Annotated in this window: 23 protein-coding genes; 13 read left to right on the top strand and 10 right to left on the bottom strand. The window is 69.4% G+C overall.

The window, feature by feature from the left end; genetic code table 11:
- Positions 1-20: 20 nt before the first annotated feature.
- The 3 genes from ACFWHU_RS32660 (at position 21) to ACFWHU_RS32650 (ending at position 1,445) form a co-directional block, all read left to right on the top strand.
- Positions 21-356: a YnfA family protein gene (locus ACFWHU_RS32660; protein ID WP_387229366.1), complete on the top strand. Its 336-nt coding sequence runs from the start codon at positions 21-23 to the stop codon at positions 354-356.
- Between the two features lie 64 nt (positions 357-420).
- On the top strand, positions 421-1,197 hold the full coding sequence (locus tag ACFWHU_RS32655) for an SDR family NAD(P)-dependent oxidoreductase (RefSeq protein ID WP_385801293.1): 777 nt from the start codon (positions 421-423) through the stop codon (positions 1,195-1,197).
- Positions 1,194-1,445, top strand: coding sequence for a hypothetical protein (locus ACFWHU_RS32650; protein ID WP_385801295.1), 252 nt, complete (start codon positions 1,194-1,196; stop codon positions 1,443-1,445). The genes ACFWHU_RS32655 and ACFWHU_RS32650 overlap by 4 nt, the downstream gene beginning before the upstream one ends.
- 26 nt (positions 1,446-1,471) lie before the next feature.
- On the opposite strand, the gene ACFWHU_RS32645 is transcribed toward ACFWHU_RS32650, so the two are convergent.
- The gene (locus tag ACFWHU_RS32645) at positions 1,472-2,275 is read right to left on the bottom strand and encodes a pentapeptide repeat-containing protein (protein ID WP_385801297.1); all 804 of its coding nucleotides are present in this window, start codon (positions 2,273-2,275) and stop codon (positions 1,472-1,474) included.
- Between the two features lie 131 nt (positions 2,276-2,406).
- Between ACFWHU_RS32645 and ACFWHU_RS32640 the strand changes: the two genes are divergently transcribed.
- Complete coding sequence (locus ACFWHU_RS32640) at positions 2,407-2,964, top strand: DinB family protein (protein WP_385801299.1); 558 nt, start codon at positions 2,407-2,409, stop codon at positions 2,962-2,964.
- Positions 2,965-3,021: 57 nt separating this feature from the next.
- Here the strand turns inward: ACFWHU_RS32640 and ACFWHU_RS32635 are convergent, their stop codons facing one another.
- A complete protein-coding gene (locus ACFWHU_RS32635; protein WP_387229362.1) occupies positions 3,022-4,203 on the bottom strand; it encodes an RtcB family protein in 1,182 nt (393 codons plus the stop codon).
- Positions 4,204-4,468: 265 nt separating this feature from the next.
- On the opposite strand from ACFWHU_RS32635, the gene ACFWHU_RS32630 reads away from it, so the two are divergent.
- From ACFWHU_RS32630 to ACFWHU_RS32620, 3 genes are all read left to right on the top strand, one after another.
- Complete coding sequence (locus ACFWHU_RS32630; RefSeq protein ID WP_385801303.1) at positions 4,469-5,266, top strand: DUF3558 domain-containing protein; 798 nt, start codon at positions 4,469-4,471, stop codon at positions 5,264-5,266.
- A 124-nt stretch (positions 5,267-5,390) separates the two neighbouring features.
- Positions 5,391-6,128, top strand: coding sequence for a DUF3558 domain-containing protein (locus ACFWHU_RS32625; RefSeq protein ID WP_385801305.1), 738 nt, complete (start codon positions 5,391-5,393; stop codon positions 6,126-6,128).
- A 200-nt stretch (positions 6,129-6,328) separates the two neighbouring features.
- Positions 6,329-7,774: a DUF2637 domain-containing protein gene (locus ACFWHU_RS32620; RefSeq protein ID WP_387229359.1), complete on the top strand. Its 1,446-nt coding sequence runs from the start codon at positions 6,329-6,331 to the stop codon at positions 7,772-7,774.
- Here the strand turns inward: ACFWHU_RS32620 and ACFWHU_RS32615 are convergent.
- Both ACFWHU_RS32615 and lysS read right to left on the bottom strand, forming a co-directional pair.
- Entirely contained in the window at positions 7,771-7,974 is a 204-nt protein-coding gene (locus ACFWHU_RS32615) for a hypothetical protein (RefSeq protein WP_385801309.1), read from the bottom strand. The two genes, ACFWHU_RS32620 and ACFWHU_RS32615, sit on opposite strands and share 4 nt — an antisense overlap.
- A gap of 137 nt (positions 7,975-8,111) precedes the next feature.
- The gene (gene lysS, locus ACFWHU_RS32610; protein ID WP_385801311.1) at positions 8,112-9,878 is read right to left on the bottom strand and encodes a lysine--tRNA ligase; all 1,767 of its coding nucleotides are present in this window, start codon (positions 9,876-9,878) and stop codon (positions 8,112-8,114) included.
- 134 nt (positions 9,879-10,012) lie between these two features.
- Here lysS and argS point away from each other — a divergent pair, with 134 nt between their 5' ends.
- The gene (gene argS / locus ACFWHU_RS32605; RefSeq protein ID WP_385801313.1) at positions 10,013-11,776 is read left to right on the top strand and encodes an arginine--tRNA ligase; all 1,764 of its coding nucleotides are present in this window, start codon (positions 10,013-10,015) and stop codon (positions 11,774-11,776) included.
- 62 nt (positions 11,777-11,838) lie between these two features.
- Here argS and ACFWHU_RS32600 read toward each other — a convergent pair whose 3' ends face one another.
- Positions 11,839-13,047, bottom strand: coding sequence for a hypothetical protein (locus ACFWHU_RS32600; protein ID WP_387229356.1), 1,209 nt, complete (start codon positions 13,045-13,047; stop codon positions 11,839-11,841).
- 47 nt (positions 13,048-13,094) lie between these two features.
- Entirely contained in the window at positions 13,095-14,033 is a 939-nt protein-coding gene (locus ACFWHU_RS32595; protein WP_387229475.1) for an STM4015 family protein, read from the bottom strand.
- 211 nt (positions 14,034-14,244) lie between these two features.
- Between ACFWHU_RS32595 and ACFWHU_RS32590 the strand changes: the two genes are divergently transcribed.
- Together ACFWHU_RS32590 and ACFWHU_RS32585 are read left to right on the top strand one after the other, a co-directional pair.
- Positions 14,245-15,150, top strand: a complete 906-nt coding sequence (locus ACFWHU_RS32590) for an NAD(P)-dependent oxidoreductase (protein WP_387229353.1) — start codon at positions 14,245-14,247, stop codon at positions 15,148-15,150.
- A gap of 36 nt (positions 15,151-15,186) precedes the next feature.
- The gene (locus ACFWHU_RS32585; RefSeq protein ID WP_387229351.1) at positions 15,187-15,969 is read left to right on the top strand and encodes a DUF4253 domain-containing protein; all 783 of its coding nucleotides are present in this window, start codon (positions 15,187-15,189) and stop codon (positions 15,967-15,969) included.
- A 21-nt stretch (positions 15,970-15,990) separates the two neighbouring features.
- On the opposite strand, the gene ACFWHU_RS32580 is transcribed toward ACFWHU_RS32585, so the two are convergent.
- Positions 15,991-16,386: an ATP-binding protein gene (locus ACFWHU_RS32580; protein ID WP_355188540.1), complete on the bottom strand. Its 396-nt coding sequence runs from the start codon at positions 16,384-16,386 to the stop codon at positions 15,991-15,993.
- A gap of 152 nt (positions 16,387-16,538) precedes the next feature.
- Here ACFWHU_RS32580 and ACFWHU_RS32575 point away from each other — a divergent pair, with 152 nt between their 5' ends.
- From ACFWHU_RS32575 to ACFWHU_RS32565, 3 genes are all read left to right on the top strand, one after another.
- Entirely contained in the window at positions 16,539-17,324 is a 786-nt protein-coding gene (locus ACFWHU_RS32575) for a Scr1 family TA system antitoxin-like transcriptional regulator (RefSeq protein ID WP_387229348.1), read from the top strand.
- Complete coding sequence (locus ACFWHU_RS32570) at positions 17,321-17,500, top strand: DUF397 domain-containing protein (protein ID WP_387229346.1); 180 nt, start codon at positions 17,321-17,323, stop codon at positions 17,498-17,500. The genes ACFWHU_RS32575 and ACFWHU_RS32570 overlap by 4 nt, the downstream gene beginning before the upstream one ends.
- A gap of 173 nt (positions 17,501-17,673) precedes the next feature.
- A complete protein-coding gene (locus ACFWHU_RS32565) occupies positions 17,674-17,907 on the top strand; it encodes a hypothetical protein (RefSeq protein WP_385801324.1) in 234 nt (77 codons plus the stop codon).
- A gap of 16 nt (positions 17,908-17,923) precedes the next feature.
- Here ACFWHU_RS32565 and ACFWHU_RS32560 read toward each other — a convergent pair whose 3' ends face one another.
- The 3 genes from ACFWHU_RS32560 to ACFWHU_RS32550 all read right to left on the bottom strand — a co-directional run bounded on the left by ACFWHU_RS32560 (position 17,924) and on the right by ACFWHU_RS32550 (position 20,721).
- Positions 17,924-18,604, bottom strand: a complete 681-nt coding sequence (locus ACFWHU_RS32560) for a hypothetical protein (RefSeq protein WP_387229472.1) — start codon at positions 18,602-18,604, stop codon at positions 17,924-17,926.
- Positions 18,605-19,348: 744 nt separating this feature from the next.
- Positions 19,349-20,080: a hypothetical protein gene (locus tag ACFWHU_RS32555; RefSeq protein ID WP_385801326.1), complete on the bottom strand. Its 732-nt coding sequence runs from the start codon at positions 20,078-20,080 to the stop codon at positions 19,349-19,351.
- A gap of 77 nt (positions 20,081-20,157) precedes the next feature.
- Positions 20,158-20,721 carry a GNAT family N-acetyltransferase gene (locus ACFWHU_RS32550; protein WP_387229343.1) on the bottom strand — a complete coding sequence of 188 codons (564 nt, stop codon included), beginning with the start codon at positions 20,719-20,721 and terminating at the stop codon, positions 20,158-20,160.
- Positions 20,722-20,726 lie beyond the last annotated feature (5 nt).

The following is a 20,726-nucleotide window of genomic DNA, read 5'->3' as shown; positions in this document are numbered from 1 at the left end:
CCTCGTGGCACGCTGATCACATGGTCGTAGCCCGCTCCGTCGCCCTCTTCGCCGTCGCCGCCCTCTTCGAGATCGGCGGCGCCTGGCTCGTCTGGCAGGGCGTACGCGAACACAAGGGCTGGATCTGGATCGGCGCCGGAGTCGTCGCGCTCGGCCTGTACGGCTTCGTCGCCACCCTCCAGCCCGACGCCGAGTTCGGCCGCATCCTCGCCGCGTACGGCGGCGTCTTCGTCGCCGGTTCGATCGCCTGGGGCGTCGTCGCCGACGGCTACCGCCCCGACCGCTACGACATCATCGGCGCGCTCATCTGTCTCGTCGGCATGGCCGTGCTGATGTACGCCCCGCGCGACCACTGAGCCGCACCGCCTGCCTATCCTGGCCGGGAGTCGATCAGTCGCCCACACGCGCGAGGAGCACGCCATGACCGTCGCCGGTACCCCCACCGCCGTCGTCACCGGAGCCAGCAGCGGCATCGGAGCCGCCACCGCTCGCCAACTCGCCGCCGCCGGCTGTCACGTCGTCGTGACCGCCCGCCGCAAGGACCGCATCGAGGCGCTGGCCGCCGAGATCAACGCGGCCGGACACTCGGCCACCGCCCATGTCCTCGACGTCACCGACCGCGCCGCCGTCGACGCCTTCGCCGCCGAACTCGGCCGCCTCCCGTCCGTCGACGTACTGGTCGCCAACGCGGGCGGCGCGCTCGGCGCCGACCCGGTCGCCAGCGGCGACCCGGACGACTGGCGCCAGATGTTCGAGACGAACGTCATCGGCACCCTCCACACCACCCAGGCCCTGCTCCCCGCCCTCACCGCGAGCGGCAACGGCACGGTGGTGATCCTCTCCTCGACCGCCGGTTTCGCCACGTACGAGGGCGGCGGCGGCTATGTCGCGGCCAAGCACGCGGAGCATGTCCTGGCGGAAACCCTCCGCCTGGAGATCGTGGGCACGCCGGTCCGCGTGATCGAGGTGGCGCCCGGCATGGTCAAGACGGAGGAGTTCGCCTCCACGCGCTTCCGCGGGGACACCGAGCGGGCGGAGAAGGTGTACGAGGGGGTCGCGGAGCCGCTCAGCGCGGAGGACGTGGCCGACACCATCACCTGGGCGGTCACCCGTCCGCACCACGTGAACATCGACCTGCTGGTGGTACGCCCCCGGGCACAGGCGTCCAACACCAAGGTGCACAGGGAACTCGGATGACCGGGGGCACCCGCCGTCCCGAAGAGATTCACGGTCCCGAGGACGCCCGCCGGGACGCCGCCGTCCGTCGCGCGAGCGCGGCGCTGGAGACGTACACCCTCTCCGGCGACGGCTGGCGCCGCAGCCCCGGCGAGACGCTCTCACGCGTCCTGGCGGACCTGATGCACTGGTCCGACGACACCCAGCGCGACTTCGACGACGCACTGTCACGGGCGCGCGATCTGCGTGCGGCGGAACGGCGCGGCTGACCCGATCACCGTTCCAGCCCCTCCACTCACCAGTGCGAGGGGCGCGCCAGTGAGGCCGGCAGCACGGTCGCGGCGTCGCCCCTCGCCGCGTCGAGCTGCGACTGCGTGAGGAACAGGGCGCCGGTCAGATCGGCGCCCCGCAGGTCCGCGTCCCGGAAGTCGGCGCCGATCAGATCGGCCGTCCGCAGGTCCGCGCCGCGCAGATCGGCGGCGATCAGGAGCGCACCCCGCAGATTGGCGCCCCGCAGGTCGGCGCCCTTGAGCCTGGCGCCCATCAGATCGGCGCCCCTGCGTTCCTTGCGCTTGACCCGGACCCCGGCGCGTACGACTTCGCTGGTGCGCAGCAGCAGCTCGCTGACGCCCGCCCGGTGACCGGCGACGTCCAGTTCCAGGAGGGTCTCGGGGTCACTCGCGGTCAGCCGCTCGGTCGCGTCGAGGGCGGCCCGCAGCTCCCCGTGCAGGCCGCGAGCGGTCTCCATCGCCAGGGCCTCGGTCAGATACCGGAGCAGTTCGTGCAGCTGCCGCATCACGGGAAACACGGCGAACATCCGCCGCGCCGTCGCCGGGTCCTCGCGCCAGTCCCGCCCGCCGAAGGTGACCTGCGAGACCTGCTGGCCGGCGCCGAAGCAGTCGTACACCGTGCAGCCCTGGAAGCCCTTCTCCCGCAGCCTCGTATGGATGCCGCAACGCGAATCGCTCCGCAGGTTCACGCACGGCTGCCCGGCCTTCTTGTCGACGGCGAAGTCCGTCGAGGCGGCGAAGGGCAGCGCGACGCAGCACAGCCCGAAGCAGCTTCCGCAGTCGGCGAGCAGATTGGGTCGATCGGTCACGAAGGCGTTTCTCCATGCTCTGTCGGGTCTGTGGGTGGCTCGGCTCCGCCGCCAGTGAACACCAAGGCGGGGGCCTCGCGGCAACAACAAATCGTTTGCCCGCCCCCTCCCCCGGTGGAACGCTCGCCGTCATGACGACGACCGTCCCCCGCGTTGACCTGCTGGTCCGCCAACTCGACATGGCCTGGGCGCTGTTCGAGTACTACCTCAAGGACCTGGACGACCGGGCCTGCCTCTGGGAACCGTCCCCCGACTGCTGGACGGTCCGCCCGGACGCCGAGGGCAACTGGGTGGCCGACTGGCAGGTCCCTGAGCCCGACCCGGTCCCCAGCACCTCGATCGGCTGGCTGACCTGGCACATCGGCTACTGGTGGACGACCACCCTCACCCACTGCTTCGGCCCGGGAGCCCCGCCCCGCGAGTCCATCCACTGGCCGGGCACCACGGACGCCACGATCACCTGGCTGAACTCCCTGAAGGACGCCTGGCGCACGGAACTGCTCCGGCTCACCGACGCCGACCTCGACTCGAAGTCCCGGACGGCGGGTCTGCCCTGGGGCGAGAACGTGGAACTGGTCCATGTGGCGAGCTGGCTCAACTTCGAACTGACGAAGAACGTGGCGGAAATCGGCCTGACCCAACGCGCCTACGAGTCCTCGACCCGCACCGCCCACCCGCACAAGCCGTGACACGGATGTGGGGGCACCGCGTGCGCGGCGCCCCCACATCCCCCCGGACGGTGGCCGTCAGCCCTTCACGCAGACCACCTGCTTGAGCTTGGCCACCACCTCGACCAGGTCCCTCTGCTGGTCGATGACCTTCTCGATCGGCTTGTACGCGCCCGGGATCTCGTCCACGACGCCGGAGTCCTTACGGCACTCCACGCCCCGCGTCTGGTCCTCCAGGTCACGCACCGAGAACTTCCGGCGCGCGGCGTTCCGGCTCATCTTGCGGCCGGCTCCGTGGGACGCGGAGTTGAAGGACGCCTCGTTGCCCAGGCCCTTCACGATGTACGAACCCGTGCCCATCGAGCCGGGGATGATCCCGTAGTCACCGCTCCCGGCGCGGATCGCGCCCTTGCGGGTGACCAGCAGGTCCATGCCGTCGTAGCGCTCCTCGGAGACGTAGTTGTGGTGGCAGGAGATGACCGGATCGAAGGTGACCTTCGCCTTCTTGAACTCCTTGCGGACGACGTTCTTGAAGAGGTCCATCATCACCGCGCGGTTGTAACTCGCGTACTCCTGCGCCCAGAACAGGTCGTTGCGGTACGCCCGCATCTCCGGGGTGTCCGAGACGAAGACCGCGAGGTCCCGGTCGATCAGGTCCTGGTTGTGCGGAAGGCCCTGTGCCACGCCGATGTGGAAGTCCGCCAGCTCGTTGCCGATGTTCCGGGAGCCGGAGTGCAGCATCAGCCAGACGGATCCGGTCGAATCAAGGCAGAACTCGACAAAATGATTCCCGCCTCCGAGCGTTCCCATCTGCCTCACCGCCCGCTGCTGACGGAATTTGACCGCTTCGGCGATCCCGTCGAACCGCGTCCAGAAGTCGTCCCAGCCGGCGCCGATCGAGTCGGGCTCCACCAGATCGTCATGCATCCCCCGCCCCACCGGAATCGCCTGCTCGATCCTGGACCGCAGCCGCGACAGGTCCCCCGGCAGGTCGTTCGACGTCAGGGACGTCTTGACCGCCGACATGCCGCAGCCGATGTCCACCCCCACCGCGGCCGGGCAGACCGCGCCCTGCATCGCGATGACCGAGCCGACCGTCGCGCCCTTGCCGAAGTGGACGTCCGGCATGACCGCGAGGCCCTTGATCCAGGGCAGCGTCGCCACGTTCCGCAGCTGCTGCATCGCCACGTCCTCGACCGAGGCCGGGTCCGTCCACATACGGATGGGGACCTTCTCGCCCGGCACTTCCACGTACGACATAGTTCCTCGATTCCCCCGAAAATCTTCCCGAAAGTCTGATAATGCAAAAACCGGAACCAGGGCCGCCAAATCAGACAGCGGACCGGCATCCACGGCAATGCGTGAGGTACACATTGTCTCCACCGCACGCCATGCGGCGGCAAACGCTTTTCGCGTGAACTCGCCAGTTGTGCCGTACGTGGAACCAGCACGGCACCTGCATAGTTCTCATCAGTACGACCGCTTAGAACTCATGTCCACATCGCGTAGAAAGGAGCCCGGGACCGTGCAGCGAAAGGCGTACGTACCCGGCCTGGCGGCGCTGCTCGTGACTCTCGTCGCGGGTTGTACTTCCGGCACCGGTGGCGACGGCTCCGACATCGACGCCAAGGCCGGTGTCCCCACCACGACCACCGCGCCTCCGGGCAAGTACCGCACCCTGCGCGAGCCGTGCGGCTCCGTGGACCCCGCCACGCTGCGGGATCTGCTGCCGGGCGTCGCCCAGCTCCCCGAGGAGCAGCGGGAGAAGGCGTACAAGGGCACGGCGGCCGTGACGTACGACACCGACCGCCGCGTCGGGTGCGCGTGGACCGCCGACTCCCCGGACGCCTCGCACAATCTGGTGATCGACGTCGAGCGCGTCGTGTCCTACGACCCGGCGGTGAGCGACGCCGACAAGGCGCAGGAGGTCTACGCGAAGAAGGAGGACGGCGCTGCCCTGCCGCCTCCCGCGGCCGGCGCGACCGATGACTCGGACGATGACGCCGACAGCGACGGCGACACGGGCCCGGCCGGCTCGCCCTCCCCCGGCAAGACCCCCAACGCCGCGACGACACCCCCCGGCCTCCAGCCCCGCCTGCTGGACGACCTCGGCGACGCGGCCTTCGTGGACGACGTCTTCGCCGCGTCCGGTTCGGCCGCCAAGCGCCGTACGGTCAGCGTGGTCTTTCGCACATCGAATGTGGTCGTGACGGTGCGGTACGCGGAGCAGCCGGCCCACTCGACGACGGTCCCCGACAGCAAGGAACTGCAGGAAAAGGCCCGGGGACTGGCCCGGAAGCTGGCCGACCAGCTCAACGAGTAGAGGGTCCGTGGCCACGTTCGGGCCGGGTGTCCGCCCGGGGCCGAGTCCGCCGCCCGGGCCCGTAGCCACGCCCCGTGCGGTTACCGTGGCCGATCGGACCGTACGACTACCGAGTGAAGGAACCATGCAGCGATCAGCCCCGCGACCCAGCCGCTCCCGCACCCGCACCCGTCTGCGCATGCTCGCCTGCGCGGCCGTCCCGGTCATGATCGTCGCCGCGGGCTGCTCCTCCGACTCGGGCTCGGACTCCGACAGCGGCAAGGACAAGCCGGCCGCCTCGGCCTCGAAGGAAGCGACGAAGGTCGCTCCCGCCAAGTTCACGTCCCTGCCCGCCGATCCGTGCAAGTCGATCGCCGCGAAGACGACGGCGGACCTGGTGCCCAAGGCGAAGGACAAGTCGGGCTCGGCGGGCAAGTCCTCGGACATAACGACGCGCGGAAGCTGCTCGTGGAACGGCCTGGACGACAACGGCGTCAAGGGCTCGCAGTACCGCTGGCTGGACATCTCCTTCATGCGGTACGACTCCGAGGAGGGCATCGGCTCGGGCCAGGACCGCGCCGCGGAGTATTACAAGAAGGAGGTCGCCAAGGCGCGCGCCACCGAGGGTGCGAAGGGCGCGAAGGCGACCCCGACGCCGGGCGTGGGCACGGAGGCGACGGCAATCACATACAGCCTGTCGAAGACGGGCGAGACGTTCGGCTACGCGACGGTCGTGGCGCGCTCGGAGAACGTGGTCATCACGCTCACGTACAACGGCGCGGGCTACGCGGGCGCGAAGTCCCCGGCGGCGTCGGACCTGGTGAAGGGCGCGACGAAGGCGACGAAGGAAGCGGTGGCGGCCGTTCCGGCGGCGGCCGAGTAGACCGCCCCGGGGGCGCCCGGCAGCCGGCCCGGCCCGCGCCCCCGCACCACCCGAGTCCGCCCGGCGATTGAGGACAAAAACCCCAGTACGCCGCCCCCGGGCCCCAACTCCCCGGCGCCGCAAGGCTCCCAGGGACACAGCATCCGCACACATGTGCCAGGCTGTGCCCCGCCAGATGTCCAGGACGGGAGGGGCCACGGGTGGCCGCGATGCAGCTCACTCGCACGCACCGAATACTTATCGGCGTCGTCGTCGCCGGCGCGGTTCTCATCGCCGCGATCGGTTTCGCGGGGTCGTACTCCGCCGTGCGCGACCTCGCCGAGAAGAAGGGCTTCGGGCAGTTCTCGATCGTCTTCCCGATCGGTATCGACGCGGGTATCTGCGTCCTGCTCGCGCTCGACCTGCTGCTGACCTGGATGCGGATCCCGTTCCCGCTCCTGCGCCAGACCGCCTGGCTGCTCACCGCCGCGACCATCGCCTTCAACGGCGCCGCCGCCTGGCCGGACCCGCTCGGCGTGGGCATGCACGCGGTGATCCCGATCCTCTTCGTCGTCTCCGTCGAGGCGGCCCGCCACGCGGTCGGCCGCATCGCGGACATCACCGCCGACAAGCACATGGAGGGCGTCCGCCTCACCCGCTGGCTGCTCTCGCCCATCCCCACGTTCAAGCTGTGGCGCCGGATGAAGCTGTGGGAGATCCGCAGTTACGAGGACATCATCCAGCTCGAACAGGACCGGCTCATCTACCAGGCCCGCCTCCAGGCGCGCTACGGCCGCAACTGGCGCCGCAAGGCGCCCATCGAGGCGATGATGCCGCTGCGGCTCGCCAAGTACGGCGTCCCGCTGGCGGACACCGGCCCGGCCGGTCTCGCCGCGGCGGGCATCGAACCGGCCCTGCTCCCGCCGACCCCGGCGACCGCGATCGAGTCCGCGACCGTGTCCGCGCCCGAACTCCCGCAGTCGCAGCAGGAGCGGGAGCTCACGGAGGAGGACTGGATCCAGCTCCAAAAAGAGGAGCAGTGGGCGCGGGATCACGGGCAGCAGCCGCAGGACAACGGTGGCGCTGTCCACGAGAGCCCCTGGTTCGCCGCCCCGCGGGCGCCCGAGGGCCAGTACGAGGGCTCGTACGACCCCGACTTCGACCCGCGGCAGTACGAGCAGCAGCAGTACGAGCAGTACGAGCAGGCCCAGCAGCAGTACGAGCAGTACGAGGCCGAGCGGTACGAGGACCAGCAGCCCCAGGCGGAGCAGCGGCAACCTCAGCAGCAAGCGGCCCAACAGGCCCAACAGACGCAGCAGTCGCAGCAGTTCCCGCCCCGCCGCCCCCTCGGCCCCCAGCCCGCGGTCGACTTCGAGCCCGACTTCGAGCCGGAGCCCGCGCCGGAGCCGGAGGAACTCCCCACCCCCACGCTCCCCGAGGGCATGTCCCGTGAGGAGGCGTACTACAACGCCTTCCGCCGGTATGTCAGCGAGCGCCAGGGCATGCCCAACACCCGCCAGCTCGCGGTCTACTTGCAGGACCTGTACGGCGTGACGGGCCGCACGGGCGGCCCGTTGAGCGAGAGTTCCATGCGTGGCTACGTGAAGGACTTCACGCGCCGCTACCAGGAAGAGCTGGACGCGCAGGACTCCGAGCACATCGCCTAGACACGCTGCTTGCGCACCACCTCCCCCCACATGGCCAGCGCCGCGCCCACCACGGCGAGCACCACGTACAGCGCGGTGGGCGGACTGTCGATGAGGGTGTGCACCAGACCCCAGTCGCTGTCACTGAGCACGCGTCCGGCGACGCCGAGGACTCCCTGGATCCCGAGGACCCAGCCGATGATTTCGATCGTTTCTCTCATGCCTCAAGAGTCGCGTCCGAAAAGTCCGTTTCCATCGTGCCTGTGGCCGAACCCGAGGTAGCCCGAAGGATGCAGCGACACGGTGAGGGCCCTCGTCCGATCAGTCGGACGAGGGCCCTCACCGGCGACGAAGCGGCTCAGCCGCCCAGCAGCGTCCGCACCCGGTCCGCCCCGACCGCCAGCAGCAGCGTCGGCAGCCGCGGGCCGGTGTCCCGGCTCACCAGCAGCCGGTAGAGCACGGCGAAGAACGACCGCTGCGCGGCCTTCAGCTCCGGCGTCGGCTTCGCGTCGGGCGCCAGCCCCGCCAGTACCTTCGGCACGCCGTAGACCAGTGTCGTGAGCCCGTCCAGCGACCAGTGCGAGTCCAGGTCGGCCAGCAGCAGCCGCAGCGCCTCACGCGTCTGCTCGTCAAGCGAGTCCAGCAGCTCCCGGTCGGGCTCGCCACGGACGACCGTCCGCGCCTCGGCAGGCACCTGGCTGGTGATCCAGTTCTCCGCCCTGTCCAGCCGGGGCCGCACCTCGTCCAGCGAGGTCAGCGGATCGGCCGGGTCCAGGTCGCCGAGGATCCGCAGCGTCTGCTCCTCGGCGCCCGCCGTGATGTCCACGACGGAGGCCAGCGTGCGGTACGGCAGCGCGCGCGGCGTACGCGGCAGCTCACGGGCGGCCGTACGCGTGGCCCGCGAGTACGCCGCGGCGTCGGCCGCCTGCACCGACCCGTCCGCGATCTTGCGCTCCAGCGCGTCCCACTCGTCGTACAGCCGCTGGATCTCCTGGTCGAAGGCGATCTTGAAGGACTGGTTGGGCCTGCGCCGCGCGTACAGCCAGCGCAGCAGCGGCGCCTCCATGATCCGCAGCGCGTCGGCCGGGATCGGCACGCCTCCCTTGGAGGAGGACATCTTCGCCATCCCGGAGATCCCCACGAACGCGTACATCGGCCCGATGGGCTGCACACCGTCGAAGATCTCGCGCACGATCTGCCCGCCGACCACGAAGGACGACCCGGGCGACGAGTGGTCGACACCCGACGGCTCGAAGATCACGCCCTCGTACGCCCAGCGCATCGGCCAGTCGACCTTCCAGACCAGCTTGCCGCGGTTGAACTCGGAGAGCCGTACGGTCTCCTCGAATCCGCAGTCCTGGCAGACGTAGGTCAGCTCGGTCGTCGCGTCGTCGTACGCCGTGACGGTCGTCAGGTCCTTGCCGCAGCCCTCGTTGCCGCAGTACGGCTTGTACGGGAAGTACCCGGCCGATCCGGCGCCGTCGTCCTCGTCGGCGGCGCCCGATCCCTCGGCGGCCTCCAGCTCGGCCTCGTCGACCTTCTTCTGCTGCTGGGGAGCCTTCTTCTGAGGGCCGGCCGCCTTGTCCTTCGTCCGGTAGCGCCCGAGGATCGCGTCGATGTCGCCCCGGTGCCGCATCGCGTGCAGGATCTGCTCGCGGTAGGTCCCCGCCAGATACTTCTCGGTCTGGCTGATCCCGTCGTACTCGACGCCCAGCTCCACCAGGGACTCGATCAGCTGCGCCTTGAAGTGCTCGGCCCAGTTCGGGTACGCGGACCCGGCCGGCGCGGGCACGGACGTCAGGGGCTTGCCGATGTGCTCGGACCAGGACGGGTCCACCCCGGGGACCCCGGCCGGGACCTTGCGGTAGCGGTCGTAGTCGTCCCACGAGATGAGGTGCCTGACCTCGTGCCCCCGCCTGCGGATCTCGTCGGCGACGAGGTGCGGTGTCATGACCTCGCGCAGATTGCCGAGGTGGATGGGGCCGGAGGGGGAGATGCCGGATGCGACGACGACCGGTTTGCCAGGCGCACGTCGCTCCGACTCGGCGATGACATCGTCCGCGAAACGGGAGACCCAGTCGGTCTCGGTGCTCTGAGCCACGGTCGGTACGTCCTTCTTTCTCATACGCCCTGCGAATACGCCTGCGATAGCGGCGACGGCCATTGTCCCAGGCCCTTACGACAATGCGAAAACGACTTGTTGCCCCATGGGAGAATGGGGTCACCGACATCCCCTTCTACAGGAACGGCTCCCAGCCCATGGCCCCGGTCACTTCCCTCGCATCGACCGTCGATCAGCGCATCGCGGACGCCCTCTCGGCAGCCCTGCCGGAGGCCGGCCCCGCAGACCCCCTGCTGCGACGTAGCGACCGGGCGGACTTCCAGGCCAACGGGATGCTGGCCCTCGCCAAGAAGCTGAAGGGCAATCCGCGCGAGCTGGCGGCGAAGGTCGTTCAGGCGCTGTCCACCGGCGACCTCGTCAAGGAGGTCGAGGTCTCGGGCCCCGGCTTCCTCAACATCACCGTCACGGACCGGGCGATCACCGAGACGCTGGCCGCCCGCGCCGCCGACGACCGCCTCGGCGTCCCGCGCGCCGCGGACCCCGGCACGACGGTCATCGACTACGCGCAGCCCAACGTCGCCAAGGAGATGCACGTCGGCCATCTGCGCTCCGCCGTGATCGGCGCCGCGATGGTCGAGATCCTGGAGTTCACGGGCGAGAACGTGATCAGGCGCCACCACATCGGCGACTGGGGCACGCAGTTCGGCATGCTCATCCAGTATCTGACCGAGCACCCGCACGAGTTGGACCACAGCGGCGCGGAAAACGTCTCCGGCGAGGAGGCGATGTCGAACCTCGGCCGTCTCTACAAGGCCGCCCGCGCGATCTTCGACTCCGACGAGGAGTTCAAGGCCCGAGCGCGCGACCGCGTCGTGGCCCTCCAGGCCGGTGACGCGGAGACCCTCGCCCAGTGGCAGCGGTTCGTGGACGAGTCGAAGATCTACTTCCACTCGGTCTTCGACAAGCTCGACATGGAGATCCGCGACGAGGACGTCGTCGGCGAGTCCGGCTACAACGACATGCTCGAAGAGACCTGCCGCATCCTTGAGGAGACGGGCGTCGCCGTCCGCTCCGACGGGGCGCTGTGCGTCTTCTTCGACGACGTGAAGGGCCCGGACGGCAATCCGACGCCGCTCATCGTCAAGAAGAGCAACGGCGGTTACGGATACGCGGCCACCGACCTCTCCGCGATCCGCGACCGGGTGGGGAACCTGAAGGCCGACACCCTGCTGTACGTGGTGGACGCCCGCCAGTCGCTGCACTTCAAGATGGTCTTCGAGACCGCCCGCCGGGCCGGCTGGCTGAACGAGGACGTCAAGGCCGTCCAGCTCGCCTTCGGCACCGTCCTCGGTAAGGACGGCAAGCCGTTCAAGACCCGTGAGGGCGAGACGGTGCGGCTGGTGGACCTGCTGGACGAGGCAGTCGAGCGCGCGTCGGCGGTCGTCCGGGAGAAGGCGAAGGACCTCACGGAGGACGAGATCGTCGAACGCGGCACGCAGGTGGGCATCGGCGCGGTGAAGTACGCCGACCTGTCGACCTCCGCCGCGCGGGACTACAAGTTCGACCTGGACCAGATGGTGTCGCTGCACGGCGACACGAGCGTGTACATCCAGTACGCCTACGCCCGTACCCGCTCGATCTTCGGCAAGGCGGGCGACCGCTCCCCGGTGGCCCACCCCGAACTCGAACTCGCCCCGGCGGAACGGGCACTGGGCCTGCACCTGGACCAGTTCGGCGAGGTGCTCAACGAGGCGGCCTCCGCGTACGAGCCGCACAAGCTGACCGCGTACCTGTACCAACTGGCGTCGCTGTTCACGACGTTCTACGACAAGTGCCCGGTCATCAAGCCGGCCCCGCCGCAGGAGATCGCGGAGAACCGCCTCTTCCTCTGCGACCTCACGGCCCGCACGCTCCACCAGGGCATGACCCTGCTCGGCATCCGCACCCCCGAGCGCCTGTAGATCCGCCCTCGATCGCCGGCCGGGCCATAAGCCCGTCCGGCGATCGAGGACATCACCCGTGCCTACGCGGCGCGCGCCCCCGGCAGTACCTCCGGGTACTTCACCTCGTCCGGGAGCCGGTAGCCGAGTTCGGTCAGGCGGGTGGCTACGTCCGACGGGCTGCGGCCCGTCAGGGTCGCGGAGCGCAGGACGTGTTCCAGGTGGACGTCGTCCAGGTACGAGCGGGTGAGCGTTTCCAGGAGGTGGATGTCCGACTCGTCGGCGACCGCCGACAGGTTCGCGTTCTCGTGGAGCCAGTGGCCCAGCGCGGCCAGCCTCTCGGCGACCTGTGCGGGGCTGCGGCCCGTGATGAGGGACGCGCGCAGGATGTGGCGTACCTGGAGGCCGACGACGTTGTTCTTCCACAGCCAGGGCGCGTGGCCGTCCAGGTTCGCGCTGAGGAGGACGAAGTCGTCCGCCTCCGGGGCGTCGGGCACGTTCCCGTCCGGCCGCTGGCAGCCCAGTTCGTTCAGCCGGGCGAGGACGTCCGCCTGCGAGCGGCCCGTATCGCGGACGACGTCGAGGATGTGCCCGACGGGCGGGGCCGTCCAGCGGCCGAGCCAGCCGGCGCCGAGGGTGTCCGCGTACTTCAGCAGCCGCTCGTCCCCCGGCTCGGGCGTGTACGGCAGCCGGAAGCCGAGCTCGATCAGCCGCTTCGCGGCGACGTGCGGGCTGCACGACAACTCCAGTGCCACGCCCAGCACATGCTGCGGGGACACCTCGTCTCCCCAGTCGAGCCACGACCCCGAGCTTCTGCGGTCGGTGAGGATCAGCGCGACATCACGCGGGTCGGCGGTCTCGGGCAGCGGCAGGGCGCCGGTCCCGACCTGGTAGCCGTACGCGGTCATACGCCGTGCGACGTCGGCCGGGGAGCGGTCCGTGAGAGCCGCCGATTCGACTATCTGCCGCAGGGTCACGGTCTTGTCGACGTCGACCGGGACGGCGCCGAACCTCCTCTCCACGCCGGTGATCAGCGGTGCGTCGTCGGGCTCGACAGCGTCGGGCAGCGGGCCCTCGGAGCGCTGGACGTCGGCGTACCCCAGCGCGCCCAGCCGTACCACGACCGCGGCGGGGCTCCACTTCAGCTTGGCCGCGACGAGCAGCACGCGCCCGTACTGCACCTGCTCGGCGGGATCCTGCCAGGGGTACCTGCCGTTGAGATTCTTGCTCACGATCAGGAGATCGTCCGGGTCCTGGGACTCAGGAGCATGACGTTCGGATGCGCGGGACATGGTGGTGCGGCCTTTCGACGTTGGACGGGAGTGGGTGGCGCAGGTGCTCATTCGGACGCAGCGATGTACCGGCCGTCCTCGTCCCACTCGTCCGCCTCGCGTTCGTGCTTCATCGTCAGATCCACCCTGACCCCCGCCGGCTCCAGCGCCGTCCAGAGCCGCAGCATCATCTCGTCGCTCATGAAGTGGAAGGAGAGATCGAGCTCTCGCAGGTGGGTGAGCGGCTGCCCCTGGAGCAGCGACGCGGCGCCCTCGTCGGAGAGCGTGCCCATCGACAGGCTCAGCGAGGTGAGTTGGGACACGACCGGCGCCGAGGCGAGCGCGGTGGCCAACTCGTCCTGGATGAAGCTGTTCTGGAGGCCGAGGTGGCGCAGCGCGGGCTTGCCCTCCCCCGTGAGCAGCGGGGCGAGCTGCTCGACCGTGACGCCGCCGCCGTAGTTCTCGTCGCCGAGCCACAGCTCCAGGCGTTCCAGTGACGGCAGTTGGGCGGCGGCGATGTGTTCCGCCGCGACCGGCGGCAACCCGCCGGACTCGACGCGCAGCACACGCAGTCCCTCGTGGCCGGAGACGGGGAAGTCGAGGCCTTCCCCGCCGCGTACGGCCAGCTCCCGGAGGCCGGGGTACGCCTGGAGGATCGGGGCGACGTCGCAGTGGCTGATCGTGGAGAGCATCGCCTGCTCGTCCTCCAGATCGCCGAGGAAGAGCGCTTCGAGCCCGGTCAGCCGGTCGCGCAGCTCGATGAGTGGCTCGTCCGTCATCCCGCCGTCGCCGTCGTACCAGGGTTGACCGAAGACGATCGCCCGTACCTTCTCCAGCTCGACCGACTCGGTGAACCGCTTCCAGCAGTCTTCCGCGCTCTCCTCGGCGTCGTACGGCTCCCGGTGCAGGCGCCAGGCGACCGCGTCGGCGGGTGGCAGGTCCGCCGGATCGGCGTACGGCGGGAAGTTGAAAGCGGGCAGTCCGTAGAACCGCTCGACATGGTGCACGTAAGACAAGATCGGGCTCCTGAGGCTCCTGGTACGCCAGTTGGCCCTCGCCATCCTTCCGCGTCCAGCCCATCTCTCGCACACACTTCCGTATCTCGCTCGCTTACCTTCCGGTGCGTACCGCACTAAATAGTCAGTACTTGTAGGCAGAAGTCCTCCGCCCGAAGATCGAGAGCGACCACCCAGTTCGCCCGCCCGGAGGAGCACCCGCATGTCCCCGACCACAACCCCCAGGCCCGCCGTCTCCGTCATCGGCCTCGGCATGATGGGCACCGCCCTGGCCGCCGCGTTCCTCACGGCCGGACATCCCGTCACCGTGTGGAACAGATCCCCCGCCAAGACCGGCCCACTGGTCGCCCAGGGCGCGACCCCCGCCGACACGGCCGCCGAGGCGGTGGCCGCGAGCCCGCTGACCGTCGTCTGCCTCACCACGTACGACACGGTCCGCACCGTCCTCGAACCGCTCTCCGGACAGCTCACCGGCAAGACTGTCGCCAACCTGACCAACGGCACCCCCGAGCAGGCACGCGACCTCGCCGCCTGGGCGGCCAAGGAGGGTGCCGGCTACCTCGACGGCGGGGTCATGGCCGTCCCGCAGATGATCGCGGGGCCCCACGCGTACGTCTTCTACAGCGGCGCGCGGGAACTCTTCGACGCGCACCAGGAGACGTTCGCCGCGCTCGGCGGCACGAAGTACGTCGGCACCGACCCCGGCCTCGCCGCCCTGTACGACCTGGCGCTGCTCACCGGCATGTACGGGATGATCATGGGCGTGATGCAGGCGTACGCCCTGGTCGGTACGGAGTCCGTCCCGGCCACCGAATTCTCGGAGCTGCTGGTGCCGTGGGTGGGCGCGGTGCTCGGCTCGGCCCCGGCGTGGGCGGCGGCGATCGACTCGGGGCGGCATCTGACGGACGTGTCGAGCCTGGCCGTCAACCAGGAGGCGTTCCCCAACCTGCTGGAGACGTTCGCCGCGCAGGGCGTCAGCACGGAGCTGTTCGCCCCGGTGCAGCCGCTGCTCGACCGCGCGGTGGCCGAAGGACACTCGGCGGACGGCCTGTCCCGGCTCGCCGACCTGCTGCGTACGGGACCGGCCGGGGGAAGTTCCACAGACTGAACTCCGTTGTCAGTGGCGGCCTTTAGTGTCTCCTGCATGGCGACGCTCCCCAACCCCCTGCCCGCCCTGGCCACCGACCCCTCGGGCCGGTCGGTGGGGCTCCAACTGCCGCCCGGCAAGCTGGTCGACACGACCATCGACGGGACCTGGCACGAACCACTCCTCTGGTACGCGGACGAGCCGGCGGCCCCCCGCGCATGGGCCGATCTGCTGCCCGCCCGCAGGGCGGGGCTGCATCCGCTGCTCGTCCACGGCGGTCACCGCAAGGAGTGGCCGGAGGAGTGGGACCTGAGCCCGGAGTCGGTGACCTATCCGGGCGACCACGACACGGAGGAGATCCTCGCGGAGTCCTGGGAGCGTCTGTCGGAGGACGAGGAGTGGCCGGGCCTCGCCGCCCCGCAGGAGTCGTCCGCCGACCCCGACAAGGAAGCGGCCGAAGTCGCCTCCATCCTTACCGACGAGGGCAGTTGGATGCAGGGCGCGCGAGTGGCCCTGGTGCCCGCCCGCCGCAGCGCGGACATACCGGCGGCGATCGGCTGGTCGGGACCGGTGAACCACGAGGACGACGTGGCGCGGCTGTGCGCGGTGCTTCGATCGTGGGAGGACCGGTTCGGGATACGGGTGGTGGCGCTCACCTTCGACCAGCTGGTGGTCTCGGTGGCCGCCCCGCCGACGACCCAGGAGGAGGCCGAGGCGGTCGCGGCGGAGCACTTCGCGTTCTGCCCGGACAACATCCACCAGGGCCGTCACACGACCCTGCCCGCGTACGCCACACACCAGGTGCTGAACCAGCCGGCCTGGACGTTCTGGTGGGACTGACCGGCCGGAGACGCAGACCGGTCAGATCACGAACTCGCACCACACGACCTTGCCGGGATCTCGCTCCCCCACACCCCACTTGTCGGCGAGCGCCGCGACGAGCATGAGCCCGCGCCCCGACTCCCCGTACGGCTCGCGGACACTCGGCCGCCCGTCACCGCTGTCGTGCACCTCGACACGGAACACCCCGTCCGCGAGCAGCGACAGGCTCAGCCGGTAGCCGCGCCCCGGCGGAACTCCGTGCACCAGGGCGTTGGTCGCCAGCTCGCTCACACACAGCAAGACATCGTCGAGCCGGTCGCCGAGCGCCCAGTCGGTCACGGCCTCCCGTACGAACTGCCTGGCGGCGGGCACGGATCGGCGTTCGCGGCGGTAGAAGCGCTCACGCGGGGCGGGGGGTGGATTCGTCTCATTCACGGGGCGATTGTCACTGCCTGTGATTACGCTGATGCAGTGCGCATGCCCGTACAGAGATTTCGTACGGGCGGTACGGGCGTGACGTACGTACGGGAACGGGGAGTTGGTCGGACATGCACAGCAGAAAAAGACAGCGGAAGAACGCGTCGGCGATGAAGCTCGTGGGCGCGCTGGTGGCCCTCTTCCGTGAGGCGGCGGGCCTGACCCAACGCCAACTCGCGGAGCGCGCCTGCGTACACACGGAGACGATCGCGTCGGTGGAGCAGGGCCGCCGACTGCTCAAGCCCGATCTGGCGATCCTGCTGGATCAAGTGCTGCTGACGAAGGGGGCGTTGGAGACGGCGGTGGACAACATGCCGGAGATCGACCGGTATCCGACGTGGGCGGCGGCGTTCATCGACCAGGAGCAGGAGGCGATCGCCATCTCCTGGTACGAGAACCAGGTGATCCCTGGCCTGCTCCAGACCGAGAACTATGCGCGAGCGGTCTTCCGCAGCAGGGTGCCGGCCTTCAGCGAGGACGAGATCAACACCCGCGTCGCCGGGCGCATCGAGCGCCAGCAGATCCTGCACCGCAAGGTCCCTCCGACATGCAGCTTCCTCATCGGCGAAGCCGTGCTCAAAGACCGACTGGGCTCCCTTGCCGTATATGCGGAACAGCTTCACCAGCTCCGGGAGAGCGCCGACCTTCCAGGTCTGACCCTTCAGATCATGCCGTTCGGCCGGACCACTCACGCGGGACTCTCCGGACCGTTCGTGCTGCTGGAGACACCCGATCATCAGCATCTCGCCTATGCCGAGACCCAGCGGGGCAGCCTCTTTGTCGAGGACCCGGATGAGGTCAGCATCCTGGCTCGCAAATATGCGATGCTGCGGACGCAGGCCCTCAACCCCGAAGAGACGAAAGGCCTGTTGGACCGGCTGCTAGGAGAGCAATGAGCACCGCACTGGAGTGGTTCAAGTCCAGCTACAGCGGCGAAGAAGGCGGCGCCTGCGTCGAGGTCGCCGCGCACCCCGCCGCCGTGCATGTCCGGGACTCCAAGGTCTCCGACGGCCCGGTACTCACCCTTGCCCCCGCCGCCTGGGCGGCCTTCACCGCGGACGTGGTCCGCTGACCGTCGCGCCAACTGCGCCGGTGAGGTGAATACCGCCCCGACACACGCCGTCAGCCGTGACTTTTGCGCCCGTTCTGCGCCATAGACAGACCGGACCATGAGGACTACGACGAGCAGACGGGCTACCACCAGAGATGAAAGCCACACGCACCCTGACAGTCCTTGGCGCGGCGGTGCTGGCCGCCGTGATCCCGGCCAGTGGCGCCGCCGCGGACGAGACCCATACGAACTCTCACAACGGCGGCTTCACGGTGCTCTCGATCGGCCAGATCGACGACCCGGCCGAGGACGTTCTGGAACACGCGACCGTGTTCGGCGAGACGAACATGATCGAGGGCGCCGAGGCTCCGGACGCACCGGAAGCCCCGGAGGCCGCCGAAGCACCCGAGGCAGCCGATACCGCTTAGCTTCCGGCCACATTCGTCAGACGAGGACGGGGACGGTCTCCGACGCGTTGGTGGACCAGTTGGTGACGATGGGCTTGTCGACGGTGGCGGTGTCGGGGAGCTTCAGCTGGGCCGGGTTGGGGTCTTCCTCGGTCGTGCCGATGATGACGTGCTCGAACTCTGTGCCGCCGTCGGTCTCGGTGGTCTTGGGGTTGATACCGGTGTACGCGACGGCGGAGCCGGTGAGCTTGATCGGCTCCTCGCCACCCTGTCCGACCGGGGAGGCCACGCCGTCGAGGTCGGAACCGAAGGACACCGTGGGGGTGTTGACGTCCAGGTAGCAGGTGATGCCGGACTTGGCCTTGGCGGTGACGCGGTAGTAGCCGCCGGCCTGGGACTCCGAAGTGACCGTGAAGTCCAGGTCGTTGGTGCCGCAGGACTGCCCGTAGCCGCTCTTCCCGCTGTCTGCGGAGTCGGACTTGTCGTTGGAGCCGCTGGAGTCGGAGCCGCCGGTGGAGGACTTGTCACCGGCGGACTTGTCGCTCTCGTCGCTGCCCTCGCCCTTCTCGGCGCCGTCCGAGGCGGCGGAGGGGGCCGCGGAGCTTCCGCTGTCCGCGAGTTCTTCCGGGCCGCAGGCGGTGGTGGTGGCGGCGAGGGCCGTCACGGCCACGGCGGCCAGGACGAGACGGGCGGAACGGGCGGCGAGACGCGAACGCATCATGATCTCCAGTGGCTGTCGGTTGCGGTGTTCCCTGCTGACACCGACGACACTAGGGGCGAGTCGATCCGCAAATGATCCTGCGGATGTCCGGGTTCCGTCTCAGCGAATGGGTTCCAGAAAAACGGCATTGGATTTGCAACAGCCCCAGCTCAAGGGGCATTTCGGCACCGACGTGACCGTACCGGCAACGTACGACTCCGCGCGTTCGTCCCGTCGGCCCAGGACGCCGGCCAGCAGCCTCGCCGTGGCCTCGGGGGCCTCCACCGGGCTCGCCGCGCGCGTCGCGTCACCGGTCTCGTCGGCGAGACTCCCGGCCGCTACCGCAACCGTCAACTCCCCACCCGGGTACGTGACGGAGCCCGGGAGCATGTCCAGCTCCCGGGCTCCAGCTTGCCACCCATTTGCGCACACCGGCGGCGTTTAAGAACCGCGGGTCATGTTGAGATCGACGTGTTCTGCCTTTGAACTACAGCGCCACGAGAGAGGCGCCGGAGGGACTTGAACCCCCATCCGTCGATGTTCGCCCACGCTCGGTCGATCCGGTGTTCGGCGGCGAATACTGAGACTGGAGCGAGAATCTGAGTTTCATGGGGCCGCCTCTGCCAGGCTTGGGCCACCCCCGCACGTGGTGCGGGGAGAGGGATTCGAACCCCCAACTGACACCCCTTCATCAGCTTCAACATCAGTTTCAGCTTGCGCTCATCGCGCACCCTCCGCTCGCGACGGAGGGCGTATGTGGGGCTACCGGAAGAGGTAGCCGAATACCGCGTCGCCGACCCGCTGGTCGGTGACCTCGGAGTTGTTCGCCTCCTCGCGGGCGAACTTGACGGACTGCTGGAGCTTCTCGACGCGGTCGAGGAGCTCGTTGACCCGCCGGGCGGGCAGCGCGCCGGAGAACTTCACCGTGGTCCAGTAACCGACCGGGACGTCCTCGTAGTACACCTCGACCTGCGCCGGGTGCTTCTCCGTGGCCTCGGCCTTCACGTGGTTGCGCGGAACCTTCTTCGTGCGGATGGTCCGCACCGGGTCCGTCTTCCACGAGTCCGTCGAGGGGTCCAGGTTCCACGACTCGGAGGCGTCGAGCACCGGCAGCTTGCGCACGAAGGTGTGCAGGTCGGTGAGTTGCTTCTCCAGGAACAACAGGTACGGGACGGGCACCTGGGGCAACAGCACCGTACCGTCGACCACCACGTCCGCGACCGCGGACCGGTTCGCCCAGTCCTTCGTCGCGGTCACGTCGAAGAGCCGCGTCAGCGTCCCGGCGGTCTCCCGCAGAGCGTCCTCGGCCTTGATCTGCACCCGCGTGGACTCGGGCGGCAGCTGCTCGCCCTCCTCGTCCTTGGGCTGGTAGGTCCGGGAGATGCCGGCCAGCAGGGCGGGCTTCTGCACGTCCTGGTGAGCCTGGGTCAGCTCTTGGAGGGCCTTGGACTTGACGCCCTTTTCGACTGCGATGATCTGATTCAGCTTCGGCACACGGCGAACCTAACAACCCCGCGCCGCACGCACATCCGATTTAACGTCTGCCCCCGCAAGGCGAAGGGCCTCGGCTCCTACCGAACCCGGTCACAGCACCAGGAGTGTCCCCAGGTCCGCACGCCGAACCACTGCTCGGCGCCGTACTCCTCGAACCGCTCCACCTCGGTGAAGCCCAGCTTCGCCGCGAGGCGCATCGAGGGGGTGTTGGCGCTCTGGGTGCAGAGCACCACCGGCTCGCCGGGAAGTGCGTCGGCGAACCAGTCGAGTGCCGCCGCGCACGCCTCGGCGGCGTACCCGCGTCCCCACGCGTCCGGCAGGAACATGTAGCCGAGCTCCGCCTCCTGGGCATCCGGAAGAAGGTGCCCCGGACGCTCCGCGTCGCGCCGATCGAGCGTGATCGTGCCGATCATCGCTCCGTCGAGATCGATCACGAAGAGGCCGGGGCGGCGCCCGGGCACGGCGGGCACCGCGCGTTCGAGCTCGTCACGCGGTCGGGGGCCACCGAGGTAGGTGCGCACCTCCGGCGAGGCGAACAGCTCGATGAACGCCGCACGGTCGCGGGCCTCGGACTCACGGAGCACGAGCCGTTCGGTGCTGATCGGTGCTGGCGGCCAGGCGACGGGGCCGAGTCCGGTCATGGCTG

The organism is Streptomyces sp. NPDC060366 (assembly GCF_042725135.1).
Lineage (GTDB): Bacteria > Actinomycetota > Actinomycetes > Streptomycetales > Streptomycetaceae > Streptomyces.
This window is presented reverse-complemented; position numbering and strand designations above follow the sequence as displayed.